At 65.9% G+C, this 22625-nt stretch carries 21 protein-coding genes; 7 read left to right on the top strand and 14 right to left on the bottom strand.

The window, feature by feature from the left end; all coding sequences use genetic code 11:
- Genes GO308_RS14645 through GO308_RS14615 form a run of 7 tightly spaced genes read right to left on the bottom strand, consistent with a single transcriptional unit; the run spans position 1 to position 5271 of the window.
- On the bottom strand, positions 1-1041 hold the full coding sequence (locus GO308_RS14645) for a TraV family lipoprotein (protein ID WP_240885987.1): 1041 nt from the start codon (positions 1039-1041) through the stop codon (positions 1-3).
- Positions 1038-1916, bottom strand: a complete 879-nt coding sequence (locus tag GO308_RS14640; RefSeq protein ID WP_240885986.1) for a DsbC family protein — start codon at positions 1914-1916, stop codon at positions 1038-1040. Before GO308_RS14640 ends, GO308_RS14645 begins: the two co-directional genes overlap by 4 nt.
- Entirely contained in the window at positions 1903-3231 is a 1329-nt protein-coding gene (locus GO308_RS14635; protein ID WP_240885985.1) for a TraB/VirB10 family protein, read from the bottom strand. Before GO308_RS14635 ends, GO308_RS14640 begins: the two co-directional genes overlap by 14 nt.
- Before the next feature lie 3 nt (positions 3232-3234).
- A complete protein-coding gene (locus GO308_RS14630) occupies positions 3235-4038 on the bottom strand; it encodes a type-F conjugative transfer system secretin TraK (RefSeq protein ID WP_240885984.1) in 804 nt (267 codons plus the stop codon).
- Positions 4035-4601 (bottom strand): type IV conjugative transfer system protein TraE, encoded by a 567-nt coding sequence (locus GO308_RS14625; protein WP_240885983.1) that lies wholly within the window; start codon positions 4599-4601, stop codon positions 4035-4037. The genes GO308_RS14630 and GO308_RS14625 overlap by 4 nt, the downstream gene beginning before the upstream one ends.
- Before the next feature lies 1 nt (position 4602).
- Positions 4603-4893, bottom strand: coding sequence for a type IV conjugative transfer system protein TraL (gene traL, locus GO308_RS14620; protein ID WP_064311467.1), 291 nt, complete (start codon positions 4891-4893; stop codon positions 4603-4605).
- A gap of 57 nt (positions 4894-4950) precedes the next feature.
- On the bottom strand, positions 4951-5271 hold the full coding sequence (locus tag GO308_RS14615; protein ID WP_114688912.1) for a TrbC/VirB2 family protein: 321 nt from the start codon (positions 5269-5271) through the stop codon (positions 4951-4953).
- A 351-nt stretch (positions 5272-5622) separates the two neighbouring features.
- Between GO308_RS14615 and GO308_RS14610 the strand changes: the two genes are divergently transcribed.
- On the top strand, positions 5623-6072 hold the full coding sequence (locus GO308_RS14610; protein ID WP_114688911.1) for a hypothetical protein: 450 nt from the start codon (positions 5623-5625) through the stop codon (positions 6070-6072).
- Positions 6073-6150: 78 nt separating this feature from the next.
- Positions 6151-6705 (top strand): XRE family transcriptional regulator, encoded by a 555-nt coding sequence (locus tag GO308_RS14605; RefSeq protein WP_240885982.1) that lies wholly within the window; start codon positions 6151-6153, stop codon positions 6703-6705.
- 13 nt (positions 6706-6718) lie between these two features.
- Here GO308_RS14605 and GO308_RS14600 read toward each other — a convergent pair whose 3' ends face one another.
- A complete protein-coding gene (locus GO308_RS14600) occupies positions 6719-7849 on the bottom strand; it encodes a lytic transglycosylase domain-containing protein (RefSeq protein ID WP_239017971.1) in 1131 nt (376 codons plus the stop codon).
- Between GO308_RS14600 and GO308_RS14595 the strand changes: the two genes are divergently transcribed.
- On the top strand, positions 7839-9134 hold the full coding sequence (locus tag GO308_RS14595; RefSeq protein ID WP_240885981.1) for a hypothetical protein: 1296 nt from the start codon (positions 7839-7841) through the stop codon (positions 9132-9134). The genes GO308_RS14600 and GO308_RS14595 overlap by 11 nt on opposite strands.
- 4 nt (positions 9135-9138) lie before the next feature.
- Here GO308_RS14595 and GO308_RS14590 read toward each other — a convergent pair whose 3' ends face one another.
- The 3 genes from GO308_RS14590 to GO308_RS14580 form a co-directional block, all read right to left on the bottom strand.
- Positions 9139-9408 carry a hypothetical protein gene (locus tag GO308_RS14590; protein ID WP_240885980.1) on the bottom strand — a complete coding sequence of 90 codons (270 nt, stop codon included), beginning with the start codon at positions 9406-9408 and terminating at the stop codon, positions 9139-9141.
- 275 nt (positions 9409-9683) lie between these two features.
- On the bottom strand, positions 9684-10601 hold the full coding sequence (locus GO308_RS14585; RefSeq protein WP_114688907.1) for a nucleotidyl transferase AbiEii/AbiGii toxin family protein: 918 nt from the start codon (positions 10599-10601) through the stop codon (positions 9684-9686).
- Positions 10598-11455, bottom strand: coding sequence for a type IV toxin-antitoxin system AbiEi family antitoxin domain-containing protein (locus GO308_RS14580; protein WP_114688906.1), 858 nt, complete (start codon positions 11453-11455; stop codon positions 10598-10600). Before GO308_RS14580 ends, GO308_RS14585 begins: the two co-directional genes overlap by 4 nt.
- A gap of 853 nt (positions 11456-12308) precedes the next feature.
- Between GO308_RS14580 and GO308_RS14575 the strand changes: the two genes are divergently transcribed.
- Both GO308_RS14575 and GO308_RS14570 read left to right on the top strand, forming a co-directional pair.
- Positions 12309-12650 carry a hypothetical protein gene (locus GO308_RS14575; RefSeq protein ID WP_147276294.1) on the top strand — a complete coding sequence of 114 codons (342 nt, stop codon included), beginning with the start codon at positions 12309-12311 and terminating at the stop codon, positions 12648-12650.
- 394 nt (positions 12651-13044) lie between these two features.
- Entirely contained in the window at positions 13045-13290 is a 246-nt protein-coding gene (locus tag GO308_RS14570) for a hypothetical protein (RefSeq protein WP_114688904.1), read from the top strand.
- Here the strand turns inward: GO308_RS14570 and GO308_RS14565 are convergent.
- From GO308_RS14565 to GO308_RS14555, 3 genes are all read right to left on the bottom strand, one after another.
- Positions 13287-14312 carry a ParB/RepB/Spo0J family partition protein gene (locus tag GO308_RS14565; protein ID WP_114688903.1) on the bottom strand — a complete coding sequence of 342 codons (1026 nt, stop codon included), beginning with the start codon at positions 14310-14312 and terminating at the stop codon, positions 13287-13289. The two genes, GO308_RS14570 and GO308_RS14565, sit on opposite strands and share 4 nt — an antisense overlap.
- A 45-nt stretch (positions 14313-14357) precedes the next feature.
- Positions 14358-15557 (bottom strand): AAA family ATPase, encoded by a 1200-nt coding sequence (locus GO308_RS14560; RefSeq protein ID WP_114688902.1) that lies wholly within the window; start codon positions 15555-15557, stop codon positions 14358-14360.
- A 164-nt stretch (positions 15558-15721) separates the two neighbouring features.
- On the bottom strand, positions 15722-16996 hold the full coding sequence (locus GO308_RS14555; protein WP_239017970.1) for a replication initiation protein: 1275 nt from the start codon (positions 16994-16996) through the stop codon (positions 15722-15724).
- Positions 16997-17467: 471 nt separating this feature from the next.
- On the opposite strand from GO308_RS14555, the gene GO308_RS14550 reads away from it, so the two are divergent.
- Both GO308_RS14550 and GO308_RS14545 read left to right on the top strand, forming a co-directional pair.
- The gene (locus GO308_RS14550; protein WP_114688901.1) at positions 17468-18331 is read left to right on the top strand and encodes a toprim domain-containing protein; all 864 of its coding nucleotides are present in this window, start codon (positions 17468-17470) and stop codon (positions 18329-18331) included.
- A gap of 35 nt (positions 18332-18366) precedes the next feature.
- On the top strand, positions 18367-22587 hold the full coding sequence (locus GO308_RS14545; RefSeq protein WP_240885979.1) for a strawberry notch family protein: 4221 nt from the start codon (positions 18367-18369) through the stop codon (positions 22585-22587).
- Positions 22588-22625 lie beyond the last annotated feature (38 nt).

Raw genomic sequence — 22625 nt, 5'->3', positions numbered from 1 at the left:
TCACTTGTCCTCCGGAACCGACGCGGGGAAGCTCGCGGCGCGAATGGTTGGGCTGGCCAGGCTCTTGAGCCCGGCCGCGGGGTCCGCGGCGCCAGCGCTGCGCGCCGTCTCCCCGACCTGCTGCTGTGCGGTGCGGTACGCCTCGCTCGCCTTCACGCGCTCCACCGCCGCGGCCCCGACCGTGGTCTTGGGCGCTGGGGCGAGCGGCGTCTGCTGCCCGGTCGACGCCGGGGCTGAACCGCGATGGACGGTCACGCCGCCCTGGTTGGCGACCTGAAAAGGCTTGGGAGCAGGCTCAGCGCGAGCGGCGACCGGGGCTGGCGCGCTCGCCATCGGCCGGACGACGGGGACCGCCGACGACGTGCGCGTGCCCGACAGGGGCGCCCGCCGCCTGCCGCGCTGGCCGAGACGGGTCTGGACGTCCGCCTTGATCGCCTCGACCGGGTCCGGCTTGCGCGCGCGGGCGGCCGCGACCACCGCGGGGTCGGGCAGGTTGGGATCGATCGCCGCGACGTCGAGATAGCCGGGCGCGTCACGGTCGACGGCGTCGGCCAGGCTCATTTCCGTCGCGCGCGCCGCAGGGTTCCGGTCGGGGATGGCCGTCGCGTCAGCGAGCGCCTGTGCCTGCCATTCCGACTGGACGACGGTGTGGACCGCGGTCGCCTCATGCAGCCTGCCGCGATCGTCGATGTAGGGCTGGAAGACGACGCGCAGGACCTTCTCGCGGGTCCGCGACGCAGCGGCAGCGCTCCGGTCCGCCATCGGCGCCGGCGTCGTCATCGCGGTCCGCATCGCGCGGGGCTGCGGGGCGGGAGCCTGGTACGGACCCGCCGGGATCACCGTGTCGCCCGCGTCGCCCGAGATCATCGCCAGCGCGCGATCGTCAATCGTCGAGGACGGCGCGCAGATGCCGTCCGGCGCCTGGCACGAGAAGCTCCCCTTAACGTTGCCGCCGAGGGTGGCGCAACCATTGAGGGCGGCGAGCGCAGCGAGGCTCACAGCGGCGAGGGCGACCTGACGGCCGTGGCGACGCCCGCTCACGAGCGACCCCCCTTGATCCAGCTCTGCAGGAACTCTTTGGGCCGGTAGCCCTCGAGCATTGCCCCGTCGGCCCGGACGATCACCGGCGTCCCGCTGAGCCCGTGCTTGTGCGCGAAGGCCTCGTTTGCATCGAGCCCCGAGGTGTTGCAGCTCGCGCCAGTCTTGAAGGGCTCGCCGGCATAGGCCGCGTGGAGCGCCTCTTCGCGGTTCTTGGCGCAGTAGACGCGATCGGCGATGTCGCGACTGCCGAGCACCGAGATCGGCCGCTCCACCACCCGCACGTTCATGCCGCGCAGGACGTTGGTGAGCGCGCGGCAATAGCCGCACCGGAAATCCGTGAAGACGGTGACGGTCTCGCCAGCGGGGTTGCCCCACACGATCGCACCGTCCTTCGGAAGCCCGTCGAGCGAGAGGACAGCCGGTCGGGTCGGCACGGAGGTCTTCTGGACCTTGCCCGGCGTCGGCGCGATCGCGCCTTCCGCGTCCCCGCCCCCTTCGGCTGCTGCGGCGTTCGCCTTTGCCGCCCCGCCGACCAGCATGTCGGGATTGATCTCGAGGAGACGCGCCGCGGTCAGGTCCTGGCGCGTCTCCATGTCGTAGACGCGCCCGATGATCAGGTAGCGCGCGCCCGCGTCGACATAAAACAGGTTCGACCCGGCCGTGACCTCGCAGAGGCCATGCACCTTCTCGCAGTTGACCTGGCTCAGCTGCGTCTTGGGCAGACGCGTCTTGAGAAGGTTCGTGACCTGAACGCTGCTCGGGCTGGCGATCTGGCCGGCGACGGCCATGCTAGCGGCGCCGATCACCGGCACGGCAACGAGCAACGCCGCCACCTTGGTCGGCAGGCGCCGACGGAGTCGATCAATTCCGAACATAGACACCCTCCAGGAAGACAATTTCCACGTCGATTCCGGTCGGCATCTCGATGACCGGCTGGTACTGCTCGGCGCGCTCGATCAAGTATTTCGAGACCATGTCGCCGCTCTGGGAGACGCCTTCCCCGAACCCGCCCTGGGCGATGTCGCCGAGACCGAGCTGCTCGCGCCGGCCGTTCACGGTGACGTTGGGCTGCGTCAGCAGGGAATTCGCATTGGCCGAGAAGCCGCGGCCGAAGCCGCCGACCAGACCGGCGATGAAGGCCTGGCTCACCAGCCCGCCCTCGCGGGACACGACCCGACCGCGCACGCCCGTCTTGCCACCGAACGCGATGAAGCCCTTGACCTCGGAGACGGCGTAGCGGCCGCCCGGCTGCGGGCACGTCATCTTCTGCAGCTTGACGTACACCTTCTCCGAGCTGAGCTCCCCACGGGCGGCACCGTTGATCAGGCAACCCTGGATCTTGGTGGTCAGCAGCTTGCCGTTCTGGAGCACCGACCGCGCCGGCCCGGTGACGCGAAGCACGACCGGCAGCGGATCGGTCTGGCTGTTGACGCCTGCTGCGGCGTCGACGCCGACGATCACCTTCGCCGACGCAAAGCTGTTGGGCGGCAGGTAGTTCGGGCTGTCGGTATAGACGGTGTTGCCCTTGGCGACCTTCGACGCGGTGCCGGTGTCGGTGGTCGAGAAGCTGACCATCTTCACCTCGGCGGGTCGGCCGACCGGCACCGCGCTGTCGCCCCCGGCCCCCGCCCCGTCCGGCCGCTGATAGGCCTGCGGACCCCGCGGGCCGTACATCGCGGCAGGCCCGGGGGCAGGCGCCACGGCCGCGGGACGATCGTTGATCTGCTTACGGAGCTGCTCGTTCTCCGCCTGGTAGGCCGAAAGGACGCGCTGCCCGTCGGCCTGCATTGCCTGGTTCTGGCTCTTCAGCGCCTCGATCTGCGCGGCGAGGTTGTCCACGCGCGCCGTCTGGCCGTTGACCGACTTCAGCTGGTTTTCCGTCGACTGAAAGCGATTCTCGGAGAGCGCCATCCACTCCTGTTGCGACAGGTTGCGGTTGACCATGTCCTTGGTCGAGACCTCGACTTTCTCCGCGCCATCGGTGTCGGCGACCTTCTTCCCGTCGTCGCCGCTGAAGATCCACATCGAGGAGACGACCAGGCCGACGCCGGCCACGCCGGCGAGAAGCATGCGCTGCTTGCGCCGCACCGCCTCGTTGCCGGCGAGCTCGCCGCCAACAGGGGAGACCCCCTCCCCTTCGGCCTCGTCGAGAGGCTTGCGGGAACGCTTGAAAATGTCGGCGAAGGCCATGGCTTACCTCACGTTCTGGGAGACGAGGTAGGCCGTCGTGACCTTCCCCGGGGCGAGCTTGGGCTCGGCGATGGAGACGGCGAGCGCGCTTGGGGGTGCCACCGTGCGCTCGGTGAGCTCGGTCGGAGCGTCGCCCGTATTCTCGATGCGCAGCACCTTCCCGGTCAGGTCCTGACCGCGATATTCGGCGATCATCTGCACCTTGAGCTTGCCGACATAGACCGGCTTGAGCGCGCGCTGGCGCATCTCGTAGCCGTCGGCGACGCTGTTCGAGTACATCGCCTGAACGAGCTCGACCGCCGCGTCCTGCGGCCCGGCCGCAACCTGCTGCGGCGCGGCTTCCGCGGCCTTCTCCTTGGCGATTGCCGGGTTCGACACGAACACCTGTGCGGCCGCGTCGCCCTGGATCCGGCACATGAACTTGTAGACGTAGCCCCGCTTGGTCGTGCCAAAGAACGAGAGCGCCTGCCGGCCGTAGCCCTCGGGAACGCTCAGGTAGATGTCGCCGCGCACCGGCTCGTTGACGACCGAGAAGTCGTCCTGCGGGTTGCCGGTCGAGATCTTCGACACGCTCGCGAAATCGTCCTCGACGAGGCTGATGCGCGTTAGGTCCTTGGCGGACGCCTGGCAGTCGACCTGCGCGTTGTCGGCCGCCATGATCGTCTGATCGGCCCAGGCCGGCTGCGCAAAGAAGAGGACGGCGAGCGTGAACAGGCAGGCGCCGATCATCCTGCTCAGGATGCAGCTGATCCGGGACATCAGAACGGTGCCAACTGCCGCACTGCCGACGGCGTAGATAGCGGTCATTGGTCTAGCTCCTTGCCCTTGCGGACCATTCCGAAGCCGACGAGACGGAGGGACAGACCCTCGTACTCCCAGTCGTACCGGAAGGTGCGGCGCTCGTTCGAGATCACCTTGTTGCCGACGATGGTGTGCAACTCGCCCGTCACCTCGGAGCGGAGGTTCTTGGGGTCGATCTCCATCGACTGGATCGTGAAGAACTGCGCGATGGACGACCCGCGCTGCTCGTTGACGATCTTCAGCAGGTCGCCCTTGATCTTGCCTTGCGCGCGGGGCGAGGTGATCGCGAGGACCTGGTTCATCCAGTATTCGAGGTTCTGCGGGCTGCGATCGAGCGTCAGGACGACCACGTCGCGCGTGATCATCTCGAGATACTGGCGCGAGACACCCGCGCTGCTGACCGTCACCGGCGACTGCAACACTGGTTGCAGCACGACCTCGCGATCGCGCGAGATGCCGAGGGTAAGGAGGAGCGCCGCCAGCCCGGCGAGCGCGGCCGCGACAACCACCAGGAGGTTGCGCTGCTTGAGAACGCGCTGGTTCTGCGCGTGGCTGTACGAGAGATCCATGTTACCCCGCCATCAATCGAAGGTATGAGGGCGGCGTGGCTCTCAGGCCGGTGAAACCGGCCGGCAGATGCCAATAGGCCAGGTGAAGCAGCCAAGACGCGGCACGACCAGCTTTCGCTTTCTTCAATCCCCACCAGCCCGCGAACGCCGCGATGATGCCGATGACGATATGCTGGGTCATGATCCCCCAGACGAATGGCAGAACCATCGCCAGGAACTCATCCAACGTCCACAGCCCGATCAGCTCAGGGTCGTCGAGATGAGATGGGATCGCGTACTTGTCTGCTGCCATTGCGCCGCCCTCCCCGCGACGCGACCAGGGCTGCCACCCTGACCGCGCGTGGATGCGTCAGATCGTCGCCGTCACCGTCGAGGTGACGATCGGAATGCCGGTCCCGGCACCGACGCCGACGCCGACCGGGATCGCGATCTGGCCCATGGAGAAGCGGCCCGAGGCCAGCGCCACGATGCCGCCCGCGAGCGACAGCACGGTGATGATCTTGCCGCCCGACCCCTCGAGAAAGTCCGTGAACTTCGTAAGCGCGGTATCGAACGTGGTGTCGGCGCCGGCGAAGGCCGGGCCGGCAAAATAGAAGAGCGCGAACGCCAGCATGGCGAGGGCGAAGATCGCCATCTCCATGTGACCGCTCCGCCTGAGCGAGTAATGCATGACGACTTTCCTTTCGAGTAGGGCGCGCCAACGTCGCGTCCGATTGAAAGGTGAGATCGCCGCGATCGGGCGGGCAATACGAAACAGCTTCTTCCGACAGACGTTCTTCACTTTACCGCACTGCACTCGTGATTTCGGCTCAACAACGGGACGGGCGTCTCAAGTTGCTGATGTCCTCGGCCGCGAGCGCGACGGGCGGTCGCTAATCCGCGTCTCCCTGTCCCTAATTTGAGACATTGCCGCACTTGGATTCGAGGCATAGCTTCCGCAGCGCCGGAGGTGATTCGGGGGTGTTGCTTACGGCAGCTGGTGCCGCTTGCGTGATGATGGCCATTATTGGGGGACGGGTGGATGACTGGGGTCGACACACCGCGCGTGCTCAGCGTGTCGACACACCTGTTCCGCCTGATGACCGAAGCGATACGCTTACGCTCAAACGAGGTGGGGAGATTCGTGTGCCTGACGTCAATCATCGCTGATCGTGCGGAGCTAGCGCGAAGCGGCTTCGAGCAGCACGATGCGACCACCCTCCGCGGGCATTTCGCGACGGTGCCAACAAACGGACCAGTGAATATCGAAGTCCAGGTGAGCCGCTCAGCCGCCATTTGCCTCGACGAAGCCGCTGAGCGGCTTGGCACTCAGCTTCGCTTCGTCGCCACCTTCGATGATGCCGTTTCAGCGACGCTGTTCGATTACCTCGTCGATAAGAAAGCGGCGGAGATCCTCGACGGTTTGGGTTTGCGCAAAGGTGCTCCTCACCGACAAGGATCGGCGCACGTCCAACCCGTTGCGCAGCCATAGTGGTCCCTTTTTGTTCTCTTTTCGCTTGCGTCGAGTCCGAGCCCCCGACTACCGTTCAGCGAATCGATCGGGGGTCGCATGGCATCCGCAGAACGGATGCGAGAGCCGGTCTGCGCTGCTGAGGCAGACGAGGGCTCTTGCGTCGGACAAAAGATTGGGACTGGGTACATCGGGCTGATCCAGCATGCGCTGGAGGTCAAGCAGATGCGCCTTCGCCAGCTTGAACTCAGGACCCGGATCAATCGGGCGCGGCTAGGCCGCATCCTGCACCGCGATGCGGCGAAGCGACACGCGATGACATTGGTCGAGTTCCGCACGCTGCTTCACGCCCTCGACATCGACCCCGTCCAAGCGATAATCGCGGCGGAGCTCATCCAAGACCCGGTGATCGCGAATGACGAGCGCTTCGCCAATCTCGCCGTCATGCTATCAACGCTTTTGAAGGGCCTGCCTCAGCGCCTCGTGGGCGCCCTCTGCGAGGTCGACGGGATGGACGGCTCGGAGATCAGGCAAGAGTGGGGTATCTACTTCCAGAGCGCCGTCGTAAATCGGATGGTGCAGGAAATCGGCGACATCCTTGAGCGACGGTCACGGATGTCCAAGGACGCGGATCCTTTCGTGTTTGACCGGTAAAGAACGCTGAGCCTCAGAACACCGCCACGTTCGCGGTACGTGGTCGCTGCATAGGTGCAGCGGTAGCGACATCATAGCGGCGTCTTGTGTCTTGGCGTCCCGCAACGCCGCTGAGCCGTGACCAGTTCAACAGGATGTTCGACACGTAATCCTGCGTCTCAGTGATGCGCGGCACACGGCCGTTCTTTACTCTCCCCGGCCCCGCATTGTAGGCGGCGAGCGCGAGGTGATACTGACCGAACCTATCGAGCTGCTGGCGCAGGTAGCGCGCCCCGCCCCTGAGGTTCTGCTCGACGTCGTAGCGATTGACGCCGAGCCCCGCGGCCGTGTCGGGCATCAGCTGGGTCAACCCGAACGCGTTCTTGGGCGAGTAGATCGAGGCGTTATAGCGGCTCTCCCGGATGATCATCGCGTCGAAGAGGCCGACAGGGAGGCCGTACTCGCAAGCGACGTTCGACATTATGGTGAAGTAGACGCGGCGCCGGAACTCGCCATCGGGGCGCAGTAGCCCGCTCGGCCGGTAGTCCGTTGGGACGCATCCTGGCACGTAGGAATTCGCCGCTGCGGCGAACACCTGGCCCCCACGCATCCACAAGGGAACCGAGATGGCCGAGACGGGCGCGACGCTCACGGCAGAGGCGTAGGCCGGGACGCCAGGCTGTGCGACCCCGATCGGAGCGAAGGGATCCTCGTTCCCGATCGCGCCCGCCCCTGCCCCTGCCCCTGCCACCGCCGGTCGGGGCGCGAGGCTGTTCGCCATTTGGTAGGCGACCCACTGCCGGCTGAGATCGTGGACCCGGAACGCCTCGGGGAGCGCCGCGGCCTCGGGCGGCACGGCTGCAAGGGCAGCGGCCGGCGCCGGTCCGGAAGGTTCCTCTGGGGCCGCCTCCGGTGCGAGCGAGGGCGCGCCCGTCATGCTGATCAGCTGGACAGTCCGGACGGATCGGGCGGGCTGCGCCCCCGCCGCCGCGACGGTCGGCACCATCGAAATCAGTGCCGCTCCGGCAAGAAAATACGCTCGCATTTGGTCCTCCCGACCCCGTTCCTGACGAGTGAGATCGACGGATTCCCGGTTGTCAATCCCCCCGGCCTGGGTGAGACTGGCTTCAAATCGAGCCGTTGGACCGATCGAAATGTGGCTCATCGACCGCGACACGACCGGCGTCGGAGGACGTCGCATCCCCCTCCCCCCACCCCTGCGGGAGGCTTTGGTGCGCTGGTACGTCGGCGAAGGATCCCGCGGTGACGAGGAAGCCGGCATCACGCTCGTCCAGAACGCGCGCATCGGGGCGAAATGGATCGCATGCGACTGCCGCGCGGCCGAGGATGCCCCGCCGATCCTGACGCCGGCGTTCCTCTCGGAGGCGGAAACCTACTATCTACGGCGCCTCACCAGCACCAAGCGGCCCGAACATCGCGAGGAGTGCCCCTTCTTCCGCGACCAGGTGACGCATCGCATCACCGAGATCCGCTCGCGCGAGACACCGGCCGACCCTCCGTCAGGCTTCTTCGAGGTGTTGCGCCCTGCCCCGGAGAAGCTCGCTCAGAGGCCGGATGAGGCCGCCAGCGACGATCGGACCCGCCACGCGTCTGTACCGCGTCTGGCGCGGCTCCTGTGGCGGCTGATCGATGCTGCCGGCACCAACCGGATCCCTCCCTCGCAGCACGAACCTGAGCCCGCCTCGATCAAGCGCGAGTTCGAGGCTCTCGGCCGAGCCGCTGCCAAGATCGAGATCGCTCCCGGTATCCAGCTCGGCCGAGCGTTCTGGACACACGCCAACGCCCTGCACAGCCGGCGGGCCTATGCCATGCTGCGGCAGCTTGCGAAGAGCTGGCCGAGCGGTCACGCACCGCAGGGTTTCTTGGTGCTGTTCTCGCCGCACATCCGCGGTCACATCGTGGACGTTCCCGGCGCGGAGCCCATCCAGGTGGCGAACCGCGTCCAGTCGCCGTCCGTGCGCGGCAACCTCATCAAGGGACCGTTCCTGGTGATGATCGTCGCCGGCGAATATCCCGAGGCTCACGGCTATGCGCCGCTGCGCGCCTACGCCCAGCCCATCTTCTCCGGGCACCGCTTCATTCCGGTCGACTCCGAGTTCGAGCGATCGGTGCTGCGCGAGCTCTTCAAGGCGCGGCGCCAACTGGACAAGGCCGGCGTCGACCTCGCGATCGAGAAGCCCATCTTCGACCGGCTCACCTCTCAGGGCTCCTGCAGGCCGGACTTCCTCCTCGAGGCGCGCTCGCGCCTCACGGGAGAGATCAAGCAGCTCGTCGTGGAGGCCATGGGGTTCAGCGACGAGGAGTATCTGGCCTCGAAGACGACGACGCACCCCCGGATGCGGCTTCTCGGTCCCCTGCTGACGATCCAGCCCAGCGACGTCGAGGGCGACCGCGTCTGCGATCAGCTCGCTAGCGCGCTCGACATCTGACGGGTCAGCTCCAGGTCAGGCTCATCCCGAACGAGACGACGATCGCCAGCGTCACCGGCGTCGACAAGAGGTAGAGCTTCTGCCAGCGCCACCAGGTTTTCGGCAGGAAGAGCACGGCGCCGCGAAGGGTGCGGACCTCCTGCCAGGACTGCTCGCGATAGAGGCGGATGCCGGCGACTGACACTGACAGGACCATCGCGATCGCACAGCACAGGCCGGTGGCCGTGTAGAGCGCGACCCAGTTGGTCAGGTCGATTTGGGTCAGGTGCGCCATGGTCAGCCTTATAACTCGCCCTCGAGAACGATGCCGCCGACCACTGGCCGGTTCCGGGCAGGACCGAGGCGTGTTGATCCCTGAACTGAGCAAATGCTGCGATCCGCTTGTGAACACAAGCCACACCGCTGCTCATCGGGGGCGCAGATAGAAAGACAAACGGTCGACCTCCCGCGCAAACATCGTGTCGTACTTAGCGCCTCGGTCCTATACCGCCGTCGAAAACACCGAGGCTGTTCCAGCCTCGGATCACAGCGCTCAGAGATTTCTCCACTTCACGCCCCTAGGAAATCGTCGAGTGCCGTTACCTGATCCTTAAACTTTGCCGGCTGCTCGGACGCGAGCTTCGCCAGATTGAGAAGCTTCCAGCGCACTGCCGGAAGTGCTGCGACATCCGTGTCGAGGCCGAGCAATGTCCATTCCGGCTGGCCCGAGTAGAAGCTCCGCAGGAAACCGCGCGCCGGCGGCTGCCGGCTGCGATGGCTGATCTCCGTGATCAGCGTGTCGCGCGCGCCGAGCAGCTGCTCGAGCGAGACCTCCTCCAGCGTCATTCCCGCAAACTCACCGTGGTAGGCCGCTGACAGATCGAGCAGGTGCGGCGCCAAGAGTTCGTGCGGCGGACGATTATGGCTTACGAGATAGACCAGGAAGGCGGTGAACAGGTCGTCGGTGATCCCCTCGTTGGAGAGGAGGTAGAGGATGTCGAACAGGTCGCGGGGATGCTGCCGGTCAAGCGCGGCCGCGATCTTGCCGGCATAAAGGTCCGGGATCGAGACCACCTGGATCTCCGCATAGCCGAAGCGATCCTCGACCGGCGCGCGGACGCTGCGGAGCTCGGGTTCGAACACCGTTCCGCGAAGCACAGGGTTCGCCTCGATCTTGACCGCAGTCGCCCCGCTTCGAACCAGGAGGCGCGTGCCGTCCTTCGCTCCCTGCTGCTGGACCTCGGCGCCGGTCCTCGCGCGCACGCGGTCGGCAATGCGGTTTAGGGCGGAGGTCACCCCGGCCAGCGACTCCGCGCGCTCGGCGACAGGAAGGTATGTCAGGTCGATATCGACCGACAACCGTGGCAGGTCGCGTATGAACAGGTTGATGGCGGTGCCGCCCTTTAGCGCGAAGCTTTCCTCCTCGGCGATTTCGGGCAGCATTCGGACGAGCAGGGCCACCTGCGCCGCATATCGCTCGACCGTCATGGCTTGCGCCTCCTGGCCCCCGGGCCGCGCTCATGAGGAACCGTGATGAGGTAGTCCGGGTCGAGCCGGCCACCGATGACGATCTGCCGCTTGCCTGATCCGATATCCACCTCCTCGCGCCGGACCGAACGTACCCAAGCGTAGCTGTGCTGGCTGGCGAAGTAGAGGAACAGGCGCTTCGCCTTCACGCTGCGGCATGCGTGCAGGAGAGCAGTGGCGAGGCGCGGCCGCAGCGTCGTCAGGCCCTCGAACAGCTCGGCCGCATGGTCGAAGCTTACGGTGCCGGGGACCTCGTCCAGCGTTTCCAGGATCGCCCGCTCGAGGCTGGAGGCGCGGAGCAGCTGGAGGTGCGACACGGGCGACTTGTCCCCCGCGAGCATCTCCGGGCCGAGCGATCCGGTGACGAGGTCCAGCGCCCGCGTGGCTACACCGAGTTCGGGCTCGCTGAACAGCTTGCGCGAGCGCACAACAGGGTCGGCGTCAAGCGTGAGCCGGTTGAGCAGAGTCCGAGTCCGCTGGCTATCGCTGTAGATCCACAGTCGCCGCCGTCCCACAATCGCGTAATGCCAGTATCCCGCGAGTTCGAGCGCGGTCAGACCGCCGACGTGCAGCGGCTCGTTGAGCAAGTTCATCAGCGATAGGAGCGTCGTCTCCCAGCGAAGCGGCGATGTGTCGTTTGCCGAGTCTCGCCGGTAGAGACGTGGCCCGACCCGCTCGAGCCAGTCGCGTTTCACATAGTCCCGTACCGAGGATGCCGAGAGGCCTCGCTCGCGCAACCAGGCGGTGTCGACCAAATAGCCGCTTGGTAGGTCCCGCAGGAGACGGTTCAGCAAATGGCCGCGAACTGCGCTCATGACGCATCAACCTAGCAGAGTGCTAAACCAAGCGATACTACCGGTTTATCAACCAGGCCGTAAGTGCATCATGGCCGCATTCCTGATTGCATCGCACAAACCAAGCTGGACCTAGGCGAGTCGAGTTCGCACCACCTACCACCGGTAACTCTAAAGCGTGTGCCAGCGCCACGCACACCGACCGCGGAGGGCCGACGCCCGGATCGTTCCCCCGGCTTGATCGGTCTTTGCTGCCGGCCCACCCTCGCACGATGGCATCGCCAAGTATCCATTTCGAGCGCACCGGCGGCTATTGGGTTTCGGAGCGCAAAAGCGTCGGCTTCTCGGGCGAGACCGAGATCGGACCAGTAGAGTTTCTGATCACCAGCGAGGCGCTCGCTTACCTGGTCAGTCCGAGTCTCGATGCGATCGGCCGCGCCGTTCGACCACCGTTGACGAGTTCGCTTCCTATGCAGGGTGGACCGGACGCTTCCGGGACAACGGCCGCCGTCACTGGACTGATGGGCTTCCGTTCACGCCCGCATCGGTGTCGGACGACCCCCCTTCCCCTTCTCCTGCGAACCTTCGAGCTTACCCGCTGCCACGCCCTCGCCGATCGCTCGATCGCTGCGTGGCTCGAGCTCCCGCTGATCCTCCAGCGCATTGGTTTCACCCGATCGGTCCTGCCCTGCCTCGTTATCGGCGACAAGCGGCTGAGGCTCGGCGGAGCCCCGCCCGAACTGATCGCAGCACGCTTGCTGGACGCGGCGGAGGCAAGCGACAAGGCCTCGATCGACTGCTCGCCCTTGAGCAACATCGTGCACGCAGCGTCGCGGCCATTGTGCAGGAACGCCGTCCCGGGGCACTCACCAGGTTGCTGGCGCTTGCACAACTGCGGCCCTTGCTCAGCCCCCAGAGCGCCGCGCACGCACTGGGACTGACGCTATCAGGGGCCGGGAAGCTGCTAGCGAGAGCTGCCGCGCTGGAGCTGCTGGTCGAGGTGAGCGGGCGGCGGGCCTGGCGCGTCTACCTCGTGCCCGATGTCGCGGTGGAGCTCGGGCTCAAGCCGCCGCGACGTGGCCGACCGACGAGCCGGCTTCCGACGCCTGACCCTGCAGGGCCACTTTCCCACGTGATCGCCGCATTCGACCGTGAGATGGCCGCGTTCGAGGCTCGCTACGGCGCAGCCCTCACGATCGATCAGGAGAAGACCTGAGCGCTTCTCAGGTCGAATTGACATAGCGGCAATCTAGATGTCCAGGGCGGGAGGTTCCAAGCCAGGAGGGCCTTTCGACGGGTTCGATACCAACGTCCCGTTGCGGGTTCCAAGATCAACGACTGCCCCGACCAGCCCTCCTCGGCGCCTCTGCCGCGGCTTTTCAAGACGGCAATCATGACCTAGGCTGACCACTCCTGCGGAGACGCAGGCGGGGCGTGGAAACCTCGAAGAGCAAGAGCCGGTCTCTTTTTGACCGGGTGGCGGACGCGCATGTCCAGGCCACCCGGCTAAAGGCGTTCGCGCCTAGCTTGCTCTAGGTTTCCAACACCCGGTTCCGAAGTGACGACGCGCCCCGCAACGGGCGCGTCGCCGGCTTTGGCGGGGAGACGAAATGGACGACCAACGACTGGCTCATGCCCTGGCGATCGGCCTCATGCGGAAGGCGCTCGCGATCATCGACGAGCACAAGGGATCGGCCGCAGGCGCGCAACTTCAGCACGCGATCGACTGCGCGCTCGTGGAGGATCCACTCGGCCCCGAAGAGCATATCTCGCCCGACGAGGCCGTGCTGATGGTGGCGATCCCGCTCGAGGAGCCGCACGGCCACCGACTAGAGCACCAAGCTTCGGGCGGTTAGTCCGGCGACGCCGGCCAAACGCGGTCGAGTAGCTCGCGAAGGGCTTCCTCTGCTTCGAACCGAGTAGCACCACCACGCGGAAGCAGCGTTATCGTGACGCCCTTCCGACCCTGCTTGTCGATGCGCATGACTTCCGCCCCCGACGTCCCCGTCACGGCGCTCGGCGCCTTTCCTGTCTTCTTGGGGGTTCCTGTCTTCTTGGGGGCGTCAGCAGCAAGCGCCAGTAATCTCACGACATCCGCAGGGGCTTGCGGCACGCTCTCGCCATCTGCCCTCGCCTGCGCGAGGCGGCGACCCTCGGAGAGTACCCGATCTCGCCGGTCCTCGGGCTTCAGCAACGGCTTGATTTGGGTAACGTGCTTGATGCCGAGGTCATGCGGTGATGCGAACGCACCCGTGATGTCGGACGGCAATCTCGCCAGGTCGAGATAGCGGCTCAGCCAGCTCGTCGAGACGTGGATCCGCTCTGCCATCTCGAGCTGCTTGCCGCCATAGTAAGCGTCCAGCGCGCGCAGGTAGTCGCGTGCGCGCTCGTAATCCGAGATGTCCTCACGTGCCCGGTTCTCGATATCCGAGAGCCGAAACGCTTCTTCATCGGTGAGCTCGCGAATCTCGACGAGAAACCGGAAATCAGGATAATTGTGGCTGCGCAGCCAACTCACGGACCAATGCCGGCGAGCTCCGGAGATCACCTCGAAGTCATGATCCGGGTCGTCGCGTATACGGCGGACGAGCGCCGGAACTTCCTGCTTGCCTTGCGCCTTGAGGCTGTCGATCAGGTCACGGCAGCGCTCCTCGGAGAGAGCAGCGTAATCGCGATTGTGACCGTGCCACATTCGGCATCGCGCCGGGTCGATTAGTTCGACGGCTCGATTGACCAATGTTCCGGTGGCCAATTCCGCCAACCGGTTCCCCCGCCCGGCCAGCACGCCCATGCCAAGTCGCGACGACCGCGGCTGATCGCCTGGGCTCTCGATCGCATCCGCGAGCCCAGCAGCGAAATTACGGTTCTTGGCGGCCATCAGCCCCCTCCTTCCTGCGAAATTGCACCGGTGCAATTTGACCCATTACGCCAGCCCCTCACGCCTAAGCCGGCTGTCGTGGCTGGGCCACATCGAGCGGATGTCGACCTCGATCTCGCTGTTCACCCCGTCGAGATACGTCAGGCAGCGCTCACGTACCGAGCGGCTCGTTGTCGGCCCCTCGAGTTCGTAGACCGTCATCAATCGCGCGCTCGCGTTGTCGATCTCTGCGGAGTCCTTCAGCGGCGTGCGAACCAGCGCATTGCCATAAAGTTGGCCCATGAGCCCCATCAGTTCACGCTGCATCGACTTGTTCTCGTCGACCTTCGATGCGACGAACCTCAAGAAGTTGAGCTCGGTGTTCATGCCATGCTCGAGCAGCACCTGCATCGTTTCGTCGAGCATCGCCAGGAACGCGGCCGTCGAGGAGAAATCCATCACCGTCGGCGGTACCGGCACGACCAACGCGTTCGCCGCGCGCAGCACCGAGAGCGAGATCGCGCCCAAGGCGGGAGGCGGATCGATGACCACGACATCGTAGCGACCCGCAACTGAGGCGATCCCCTGCTGCAAGCGATCGAGCAAGGCCCCCTGCCCCCGCGCCATTCGCGCCGCCAGCTCGTACTCCGACTGGAACAGGCGCAGGTTCGCCGGAATCAGGTCCAATCCGTCGAAGTGTGTAGGACGGATCGCATATTCGAGACTGGTCAGCTCATCCTGCCGCAGGAAAGGGTAAAGCGTATCGCCCTCTTCGAGGTCGAGATCGGGAATATAGCCGAAGAGCGTCGACGCGGACGCTTGGCTATCGCAGTCGATCAGCAACACTCGATAGCCTTTAATGGCGAGATACTGAGCCAAGTGAACCGACAGCGTCGACTTCCCAACCCCGCCCTTGAAGTTCTGGACCGCTAGGATGGCGCACGGATCATCAGCGGCGCGCCATGGTCGCGTGCCAAACACCCCCCGCATATCATTCAGCTGTGCGAGCGTGTAGCCCACCCGCCGGTTGCTCTCCGTCCGGTCGACCTCGGGCAGCCGACCGTCCTTCTCGGCTTCTCGAATAGCCGCCGGCGTTCGGCCGACAAGATCCGCAGCCCGACCGATGGTAAAGGTCGGTTGGCGCCGATCGTCGGCGCGTCGGCTTTGCGCCCCATCGCGCAGACGTTCGAGAATGCTGGAACACCGTTCCGCCAGTGCGCTGACACGCGATTGATCCGGTCTGACGCGCGAAATAGCGGTTGCCATGCTTCTCCCTTTCGCAAGTTGAAGGAGACCTGCCGGATTTGCGCTTTTTGGTCAACGGTACGCCGCCTTTCGCAAGTGGCGGAGCGGGTGCGTCGGGAATGCCGCAAACCTGTCCGTATGGGGGCCCACCAACGGCGTTCTAAAGCGAATTGCACCGGTGCAATTTACGTCGGACGACCCTTCCGAGTGACATAGCTCTCGCAAAAGCCCTGCCAAGATTTCTGCAGTTTTGTGCCGCTGAGTTTGGCAAGCCGATCGCCCATATGACCGCGATACGCCTCCGCGATCATGTCGATGTCCCACCCGCCTCCGTGCGAGCGCCCGACCGCCAGGAATTCTTCTCCACCGAGCCAGCGAAGCGACCCGGACGGAAAGCTCGCGAACTTCGGACGGGGACCAGCGTCGCTCGCGTTCATGCGTCCAGCAAGTTGTTTGACGATGCTCGAGACTTCGGCCGCTCGTTCCCCCGACGGCTCGTCATCGGTCGCAGCTCGCGCGACCGCGCCGGGTGTCGTGCCTCCTTTAGCCTTCCCGACCGGCGCAATCGTATCCGGCGTTTCAATCAGCAGCTGCTCTACAGTTCCTTCTCTCCGCGCCCGCCGCCCCGCCGAATGGCGATCAAGCTCGTCAACGGTCCCGATCTGGGCCGGTGCATCCTTCGCCTCGAAGCGAAACTCGACCTCCGCAACCGCCCGCCCTTGTCGCGTCTCTTTCCACTCGACGCGAAAATGCGCGAGCTGGTCGATCTCGCTCTTGGCCGTTTGAAGAACCTTTCGGCGCAACTGCGCGAAATCTTTGTAGACGTCGGGAGCAATGCCCAGTGCCGCGCGCAAGGCAGTAATGTCGCAGCGCCACGTGGGCTGCCGCCGGTGAATTCGGAGCGCACCGATCTCGTAGAGCTTCAATGCATAGCTGGATCGAAAGCCCAGCACGGCTTGGCGGTTGAGGACCGCATAGGTCTCCGACTCCTGGATCAGCTTTCGTGCGTCCGGCGTGAATTCCCATTCGATCCAGCCGCTCTCAGCGCCGTCCTCGTCCTCAACTTCCTCCTTCGACATCTGGATCAACGAAAATCTGCGCGTTGCCTTCCGGCCTCGCCAGCTTCGATCGTCCTCCGCGAACAGCGTCCGGTGCAGCTCTTCGAGCATGTCGGAGATGCGCTCGTTGCCTTTGTGCCCGCGGCGGATGTCAGCCTTCCGCATGCGATGCGGCACATCTCGCCAGGCATCACCACCAGCCGTGAGGATCATCAACGCGAGCAGGCGGGAGGCCGTCAGACTGAGCGATTGTCCCTTAACGAACCGGACTTCGACAAGCCTGCCCGGCTTCGCAAACTCGTCCGTCTGCTTAGAAGAAAGAGCCTGAGCGACACGCATTGCACGACCAGCGCGCTCCTGCTCTTCTTCGGTATCTACTTCGACCAGCTGCGAATCGCTCATCGCACACGCTCCCACGCGATGGCTGCCTGACCTGACCGCCCGCGTCAAGACAGGACAGGTAAGGCGCCCTAGGCTTGCCCCCCAAGAGGTCAGGAATGTCGGCAGAAGCCAAGGGGGCGCGATCGACGGGATTGCGCGAGTCGCTCGCTGCGGCTGTTTTCTTGTGCTCGGGGACTGTTTGGAGCGAATATAAGCCGAAGCGAATAGTCGACCCCAAGAGGACAGGATGTCCCCAGCCGGTCAGGATTGTGCCCCCGATTCGGCAGGTCAACGCCCCCGAAAGGTCAGGTATAATCCCCCATCCGGTCAGGTAGGAGCGCACAACCGCCTGAAAACGCGCCGCTAATCTAGCCCGAATCAGAATCTGGAGAATCACTGAATCACTTCCGCTGCTGGCGCAGCGGCGGTTTTAACGATTTTAGAGATGAAGAAGGGGAGGGGGGGTCGAAGGCATGACCCAGGAGATGAGCCATGCCGCTGACCGCAAGACCACCCACGCAGCACCTTGTCGATCTAGTCGGCGCTCTCGGCGGCTCCTGGCACGGTTATGTTGCGACTGCTCGATGCCCAGCTCACACGGATCGGACGCCGAGCTTGTCCATCCGGCAGGGCGATCGCGGGATCTTGGTCACGTGCTTCGCCGGCTGCTCACCTCAGGACATCCTGCGCGAGCTGCATCGCATACCGCTCAGGCAGCGCTTCGACACGCCCAAAGCCGACCTGCGGCGCACCGGCAACGTGAAGCGGCTGTGGGACCAAGCGCTTTCGATCAATGGAACGCTCGCGGAGCGCTACCTTCAAGGCCGATACATCGCTCACGGTCCGGCAGATCTCCGCTTCCACCCGCGCTGTCCGCTAGGGCCCAAGCCCCGCACCGTCTTCCGACCAGCGCTGCTCGTCGGGGTTCGTGAATCTCGCCGCCTTGTGGCTTTTCAAAGGATCTTTATCGACCCGGCGAGCGGTCGCTACGACTGCAAGGTCATGCTCGGGCAACCGGGGCAGGGGGCATGGCAAGGTTATGCGCCCGCCGGCGACATCCTCGCGATCGCCGAAGGTTTCGAGACCGCCGCGGCCTTCACAGCGATTCATGGCGTGCCCTGCTGGGCAAGCCTCGGCGCACGGCGCCTTGACCAGCTCCGCTTGCCGTCAGGCGTAGAGACGCTCCTGATCGCGGAGGACAACGATCCCGAAGGCGCGAGTGCGGCCAACCGCGCTGAAGCGCATTATGCGCGCCCTGACCTGACCATCCGGCGCGCGCCGCCTCCCAAGCCTCTCAAGGATTGGGCGCTCGTTCTCGAGCGCGAACGGGAAAGGGGAGGGGGGTCGAGAGGGTAATGCTGCCGATTTGGCGGCCGATCCAGGAGACCCCCATGACCGACCTTTTCTCGACGGCAGCGAACGCCGACCGATGCGCCGCGCTCCTGCTGCAGGATCGATTCCGGTCGGGTGAGACGATCACCCGCGCCCTTCTCAACGCTGCGATGACGGAGGCCTATGGCGGCAGCGACGCACAGGGCCGCTGGACACAGCGCGAAAGTTTCGAGGTGCTGGAGCACGCCCTCGCGCTCCACCTGCGGACGCGGCCCTATGAGCTCCAGGCGCTCGCCGACGTCAGGGCTCCGATCCGGCTGATGGCGAACCTGCCGACCCAGACGGTCAGGAGCGAGGAGCAGCTCGAGTGGCAGCAGTTCTCGACGCCGGCCGACATCGCGGCGCTCGCCGTCCTCCTCGCCAATGCACAGCCCGGCGACGTCGTGCTAGAACCCAGCGCCGGCAATGGCCTCCTCGTGGCCCAGCTGCGCCAGGACGTCACTCTACAGCTGAACGAGCTCGACCCCGCCCGACGCTCCCGGCTCGCCCACAGCTTCCCCGGTGCCCAGATTTCGGGGCACGACGGCGCGGCGATCACTTCGCTGATGGCGGCATCCGAACGCCCGACACTGGTGCTGATGAACCCGCCGTTCTCCCGATCGCTCGGCCGCGGGGCCGACGATCTCGCGGCCGTGCGCCATCTGCAGGCGGCGTTGCGCCGGCTCCGGACGGGCGGTCGCCTCGTGGCAATCATGTCCGACTGGTTCGGCCCGAGCGCTCGCCTCCGCGACCTCTACGGGGCGACGCTGCGCGACGTGGCGGTGCGGACCTCCCTACGCCTCGAGAAGTGCTACGCCAAGCACGGCACGTCGATCGCCGTGCGCCTCTACGTCATCGACAAGGCGCCCGGGACCAATGTGCCGTCCACGATCCAGAGATCCTCCGTCGCGGAGTTCCTCGACGTCCTCACGATCATCGACCGGCTGAAGCCGAAGATGGTTGTGCCGGCGCCCCCGGTCCGCAAGACCGGGACCACGACATTGTTCCGAGCCGTGAAGAGCACCCGCCGGGCCGAGCCCCGCGCGTTCCACGCCCCGACCCGCAACGAGGTCCTGCCCGTCGAGTTCACGCCGCTGGACACCCCCGCGCCGATCCTCGAGCAGACCGGCGTCTATCTCCCATACCGTCCGAGCCGCCTCGTGTTCACGACCGCCGGCGAGCATCCGACGGCGCTGGTCGAGTCCGTCGCGATGGGATCGATCCCGGCGCCGGTCCCCCACCATGTCCCGCGCTTGCCCGAGCGCACCGTCGCCGATCGGCTTCTGTCCGCCTCGCAGCTCGAAACCGTCGTCTACGCCGGCGACGCCTGGACCCAGATACTGCCGGGCAAATTCCGCCCCAGCAAGGAAGGCGTCGGGCTTGAGCTTGCCGACGACGGCCGCGAGTACCGGAAGGGCTTCTTCCTGGGTGACGGCACGGGCGCGGGCAAGGGGCGGCAGATCGCCGCCTGCATCCTCGACAACTGGCTCCAGGGCCGGCGCCGGCACATCTGGATCACCAAGAACGAGCCGCTGCTGGAGGACGCGCGGCGCGACTGGACCGCATTGGGCGGCATGTCGGCCGACATCCAGCCCCTCACCAACTGGAAGATCGACGACGTGGTCAAGCTCGACCAGGGCGTCATCTTCGTGACCTATCCGGCGCTCCGATCGGCGAGGAGCGACCACACCCGCCTGAAGCAGCTCATCGACTGGGCGCGCGAGGACTTCGACGGCGTGATCGCGTTCGACGAGGCGCACGAGATGGGCGGCGTCGCCGGCGGGGAGGGCGCGCTGGGGGCCAAGAAGGGGTCGCAGCAGGGGATCTGCGGAGTGCTCCTCCAGAACCACCTGCCAGGCGCCCGCGTGCTCTACGCATCGGCGACCGGGGCCAGCGACGTGAACAACCTCGCCTACGCCGTGCGGCTCGGGCTCTGGGGGCCGGAGACCGCCTTCGCCGACCGCGAGCAGTTCATCAGCGGCATCCGCAAGGGCGGGATCGCGGCGATGGAGCTGGTCGCGCGCGACCTCAAGGCGACCGGCCTCTACATGGCGCGCGCGCTCAGCTTCGCCGGTGTCGAGTACGACATCCTGAAGCACGCGCTCACCCCCGACCAGATCAAGATCTACGACACCTATGCCGATGCGTGGGGGATCATCCACCGCAACATGGAGCAGGCGCTCGAGCTCACCGGCGTCGTCGACGCGCTCGAGAACGCGACGCTCAACAGCGGGGCGAAGGCGTCGGCACGCTCGCGGTTCGAGTCGACCAAGCAGCGCTTCTTCGGCCAGGTACTTCTCAGCCTGAAGCTGCCCACCGTCATCGCCGCGGTCGAGGAACACCTAACCGATGGCAAGTCGGTCGTGCTCCAGCTCGTCACCACCGCGGAATCGATCCTCAACCGGCGTCTCGGCGAACTCAGCCCCGACGAGCGCGCGGACCTGGAGATCGACCTCTCGCCGCGGGAATACGTCATCGACTACCTGCAGCGGGCTTTCCCGACCCGGCAGATGAAGGTCTTCACCGACGACACCGGCACCGCGCGCTCGATGCCGATGGTCGATGACGACGGCAACGCGGTCTACAACCCGGAGGCCGAAGCGGCGCGCGAGCGCCTGATCGAGCACCTCTGCGCGCTGCCCCCGATCATGTCGGCGCTGGACGCCATGCTGGAGCATTTCGGGCACGACAACGTCGCCGAGATCACGGGCCGCACCAAGCGCCTCGTCAGCCGCGGCGATGGCGGCCAGAAGCTCGAGTCGCGCTCGACGCGGACCAGCCAGGTCGAGGCATCGGCGTTCATGGAAGGGCGCAAGCGCGTCCTCGTCTTCTCGGACGCGGGTGGCACCGGCCGGTCCTACCACGCCTCGCTCGATGCCAAGAACCAGCAGCAGCGCGTCCACCTCCTGCTGGAGCCGGGCTGGCGCGCCGACCGGGCCATCCAGGGCCTCGGGCGCACCCACCGCACGCATCAGGCCCGCTCGCCGCTGTTCCGGCCCGTCACGACCGACTGCAAGGGCGAGCTGCGCTTCACCAGCACCATCGCCCGCCGCCTCGACAGCCTCGGCGCGCTGACCCGCGGCCAGCGGCAGACAGGCGGGCAGAACCTGTTCGACCCGGCCGACAACCTCGAAAGCGAGTACGCCTGCGCCGCGCTCATCAGCTGGTTCCACCTGCTCCACGCGGGCAAGCTGACCAGCACCACGCTCGGCGAGTTCCAGGATCGCACCGGCCTCGAGCTCTGCGACCAGGATGGCGTGCTGAAGGAGGAACTGCCTCCGATACAGCGCTGGTTGAACCGCCTCCTCGCGCTGCCGATCGACCTGCAGAACCGCATCTTCGACGAGTTCCTGGCGCTCGTGGAGACGCGCATCGCCGCTGCGCGGGATGCCGGCACGCTCGATGTCGGCGTGGAGACGATCATGGTCGACCGGGCGACGGTCCGCGACGACACGCTGCTCCGCACCGACCCGGTGAGCGGGGCCACGTCCCACCTCCTGACGATCGAGATCGAGCGACGCCGGAACCCGGTGACGCTCGAGCGGATCCTCCGCATCGTCGAGACGGACGCGACGGCGATCCCGATGAAGAACGCCAAGTCGGGAAGGGTCGCCGTCCAGACCCGTGCCCGTGCCGGAATGAGCGAGGATGGCGCACCGATACCCCGTGTCGAACTGCTCCGCCCAACCCGAAAGGAGTATTTCCGGGAGGAGGACCTGTTCGAATCCGCATGGGAGCCGATCAGCCATGACGAGCTGGTGGACCTATGGACTGCCGAGATTGCGGAGGCGCTCGACACGGTCGACACCGAGACGATCCGGCTCGCGACCGGGCTTCTCCTGCCGATCTGGTCCTCGCTCCCCTCCGATCACCTCGTCGTGAACCGCATCGTCGACGGCGAGGGCAATTCCTGGCTCGGACGCCTCGTCTTCGACTCCCACGTCGTCTCGCTCTTCACCAAGCTCGGGATCGACAAGGCGGACAACATGCCGCCCGCCGACATCGCCGGGTCCGTCCTGGGTGGGAGCAGCGTCGACCTCACCCGCCCGTTCCCGATGACGGTCAAGCGCGCGATCGTGAACGGCAAGCCTCGCGTCGAGATCAGCGGCGCCCCGGCCGAGCAGATCGCATGGCTCAAGGCGCAGGGCTGCTTCACCGAGATCATCCAGTACCGCACGCGCGTCTTCGTGCCCGTCGACCGGGCGGCCGACGTCCTCTCCGCGGTGCTCAAGGACGCCTAAGGGAAAGGGGAGGGGGGTCGAGGAGGGTGTCCGGAATG

This window comes from Sphingomonas sp. SFZ2018-12 (assembly GCF_022496715.1).
In the GTDB taxonomy this organism is placed as follows: Bacteria; Pseudomonadota; Alphaproteobacteria; order Sphingomonadales; family Sphingomonadaceae; genus Sphingomonas.
This window is presented reverse-complemented; position numbering and strand designations above follow the sequence as displayed.

What these genes read in the sequence shown, in the direction of transcription:
- GO308_RS14550 (WP_114688901.1), top strand. Translation starts at nt 17,468, where the DNA reads ATGCCGCTGACCGCAAGACCACCCACGCAGCACCTTGTCGATCTAGTC.
- GO308_RS14625 (WP_240885983.1), bottom strand. Translation starts at nt 4,601, where the DNA reads ATGGATCTCTCGTACAGCCACGCGCAGAACCAGCGCGTTCTCAAGCAG.
- GO308_RS14590 (WP_240885980.1), bottom strand. Translation starts at nt 9,408, where the DNA reads ATGGCGCACCTGACCCAAATCGACCTGACCAACTGGGTCGCGCTCTAC.
- GO308_RS14640 (WP_240885986.1), bottom strand. Translation starts at nt 1,916, where the DNA reads ATGTTCGGAATTGATCGACTCCGTCGGCGCCTGCCGACCAAGGTGGCG.
- GO308_RS14615 (WP_114688912.1), bottom strand. Translation starts at nt 5,271, where the DNA reads ATGCATTACTCGCTCAGGCGGAGCGGTCACATGGAGATGGCGATCTTC.
- GO308_RS14585 (WP_114688907.1), bottom strand. Translation starts at nt 10,601, where the DNA reads ATGACGGTCGAGCGATATGCGGCGCAGGTGGCCCTGCTCGTCCGAATG.
- GO308_RS14605 (WP_240885982.1), top strand. Translation starts at nt 6,151, where the DNA reads ATGGCATCCGCAGAACGGATGCGAGAGCCGGTCTGCGCTGCTGAGGCA.
- GO308_RS14610 (WP_114688911.1), top strand. Translation starts at nt 5,623, where the DNA reads ATGACTGGGGTCGACACACCGCGCGTGCTCAGCGTGTCGACACACCTG.
- GO308_RS14595 (WP_240885981.1), top strand. Translation starts at nt 7,839, where the DNA reads ATGTGGCTCATCGACCGCGACACGACCGGCGTCGGAGGACGTCGCATC.
- GO308_RS14555 (WP_239017970.1), bottom strand. Translation starts at nt 16,996, where the DNA reads ATGAGCGATTCGCAGCTGGTCGAAGTAGATACCGAAGAAGAGCAGGAG.
- GO308_RS14600 (WP_239017971.1), bottom strand. Translation starts at nt 7,849, where the DNA reads ATGAGCCACATTTCGATCGGTCCAACGGCTCGATTTGAAGCCAGTCTC.
- GO308_RS14570 (WP_114688904.1), top strand. Translation starts at nt 13,045, where the DNA reads ATGGACGACCAACGACTGGCTCATGCCCTGGCGATCGGCCTCATGCGG.
- GO308_RS14580 (WP_114688906.1), bottom strand. Translation starts at nt 11,455, where the DNA reads ATGAGCGCAGTTCGCGGCCATTTGCTGAACCGTCTCCTGCGGGACCTA.
- GO308_RS14560 (WP_114688902.1), bottom strand. Translation starts at nt 15,557, where the DNA reads ATGGCAACCGCTATTTCGCGCGTCAGACCGGATCAATCGCGTGTCAGC.
- GO308_RS14545 (WP_240885979.1), top strand. Translation starts at nt 18,367, where the DNA reads ATGACCGACCTTTTCTCGACGGCAGCGAACGCCGACCGATGCGCCGCG.
- GO308_RS14630 (WP_240885984.1), bottom strand. Translation starts at nt 4,038, where the DNA reads ATGACCGCTATCTACGCCGTCGGCAGTGCGGCAGTTGGCACCGTTCTG.
- GO308_RS14565 (WP_114688903.1), bottom strand. Translation starts at nt 14,312, where the DNA reads ATGGCCGCCAAGAACCGTAATTTCGCTGCTGGGCTCGCGGATGCGATC.
- GO308_RS14635 (WP_240885985.1), bottom strand. Translation starts at nt 3,231, where the DNA reads ATGGCCTTCGCCGACATTTTCAAGCGTTCCCGCAAGCCTCTCGACGAG.
- traL (WP_064311467.1), bottom strand. Translation starts at nt 4,893, where the DNA reads ATGGCAGCAGACAAGTACGCGATCCCATCTCATCTCGACGACCCTGAG.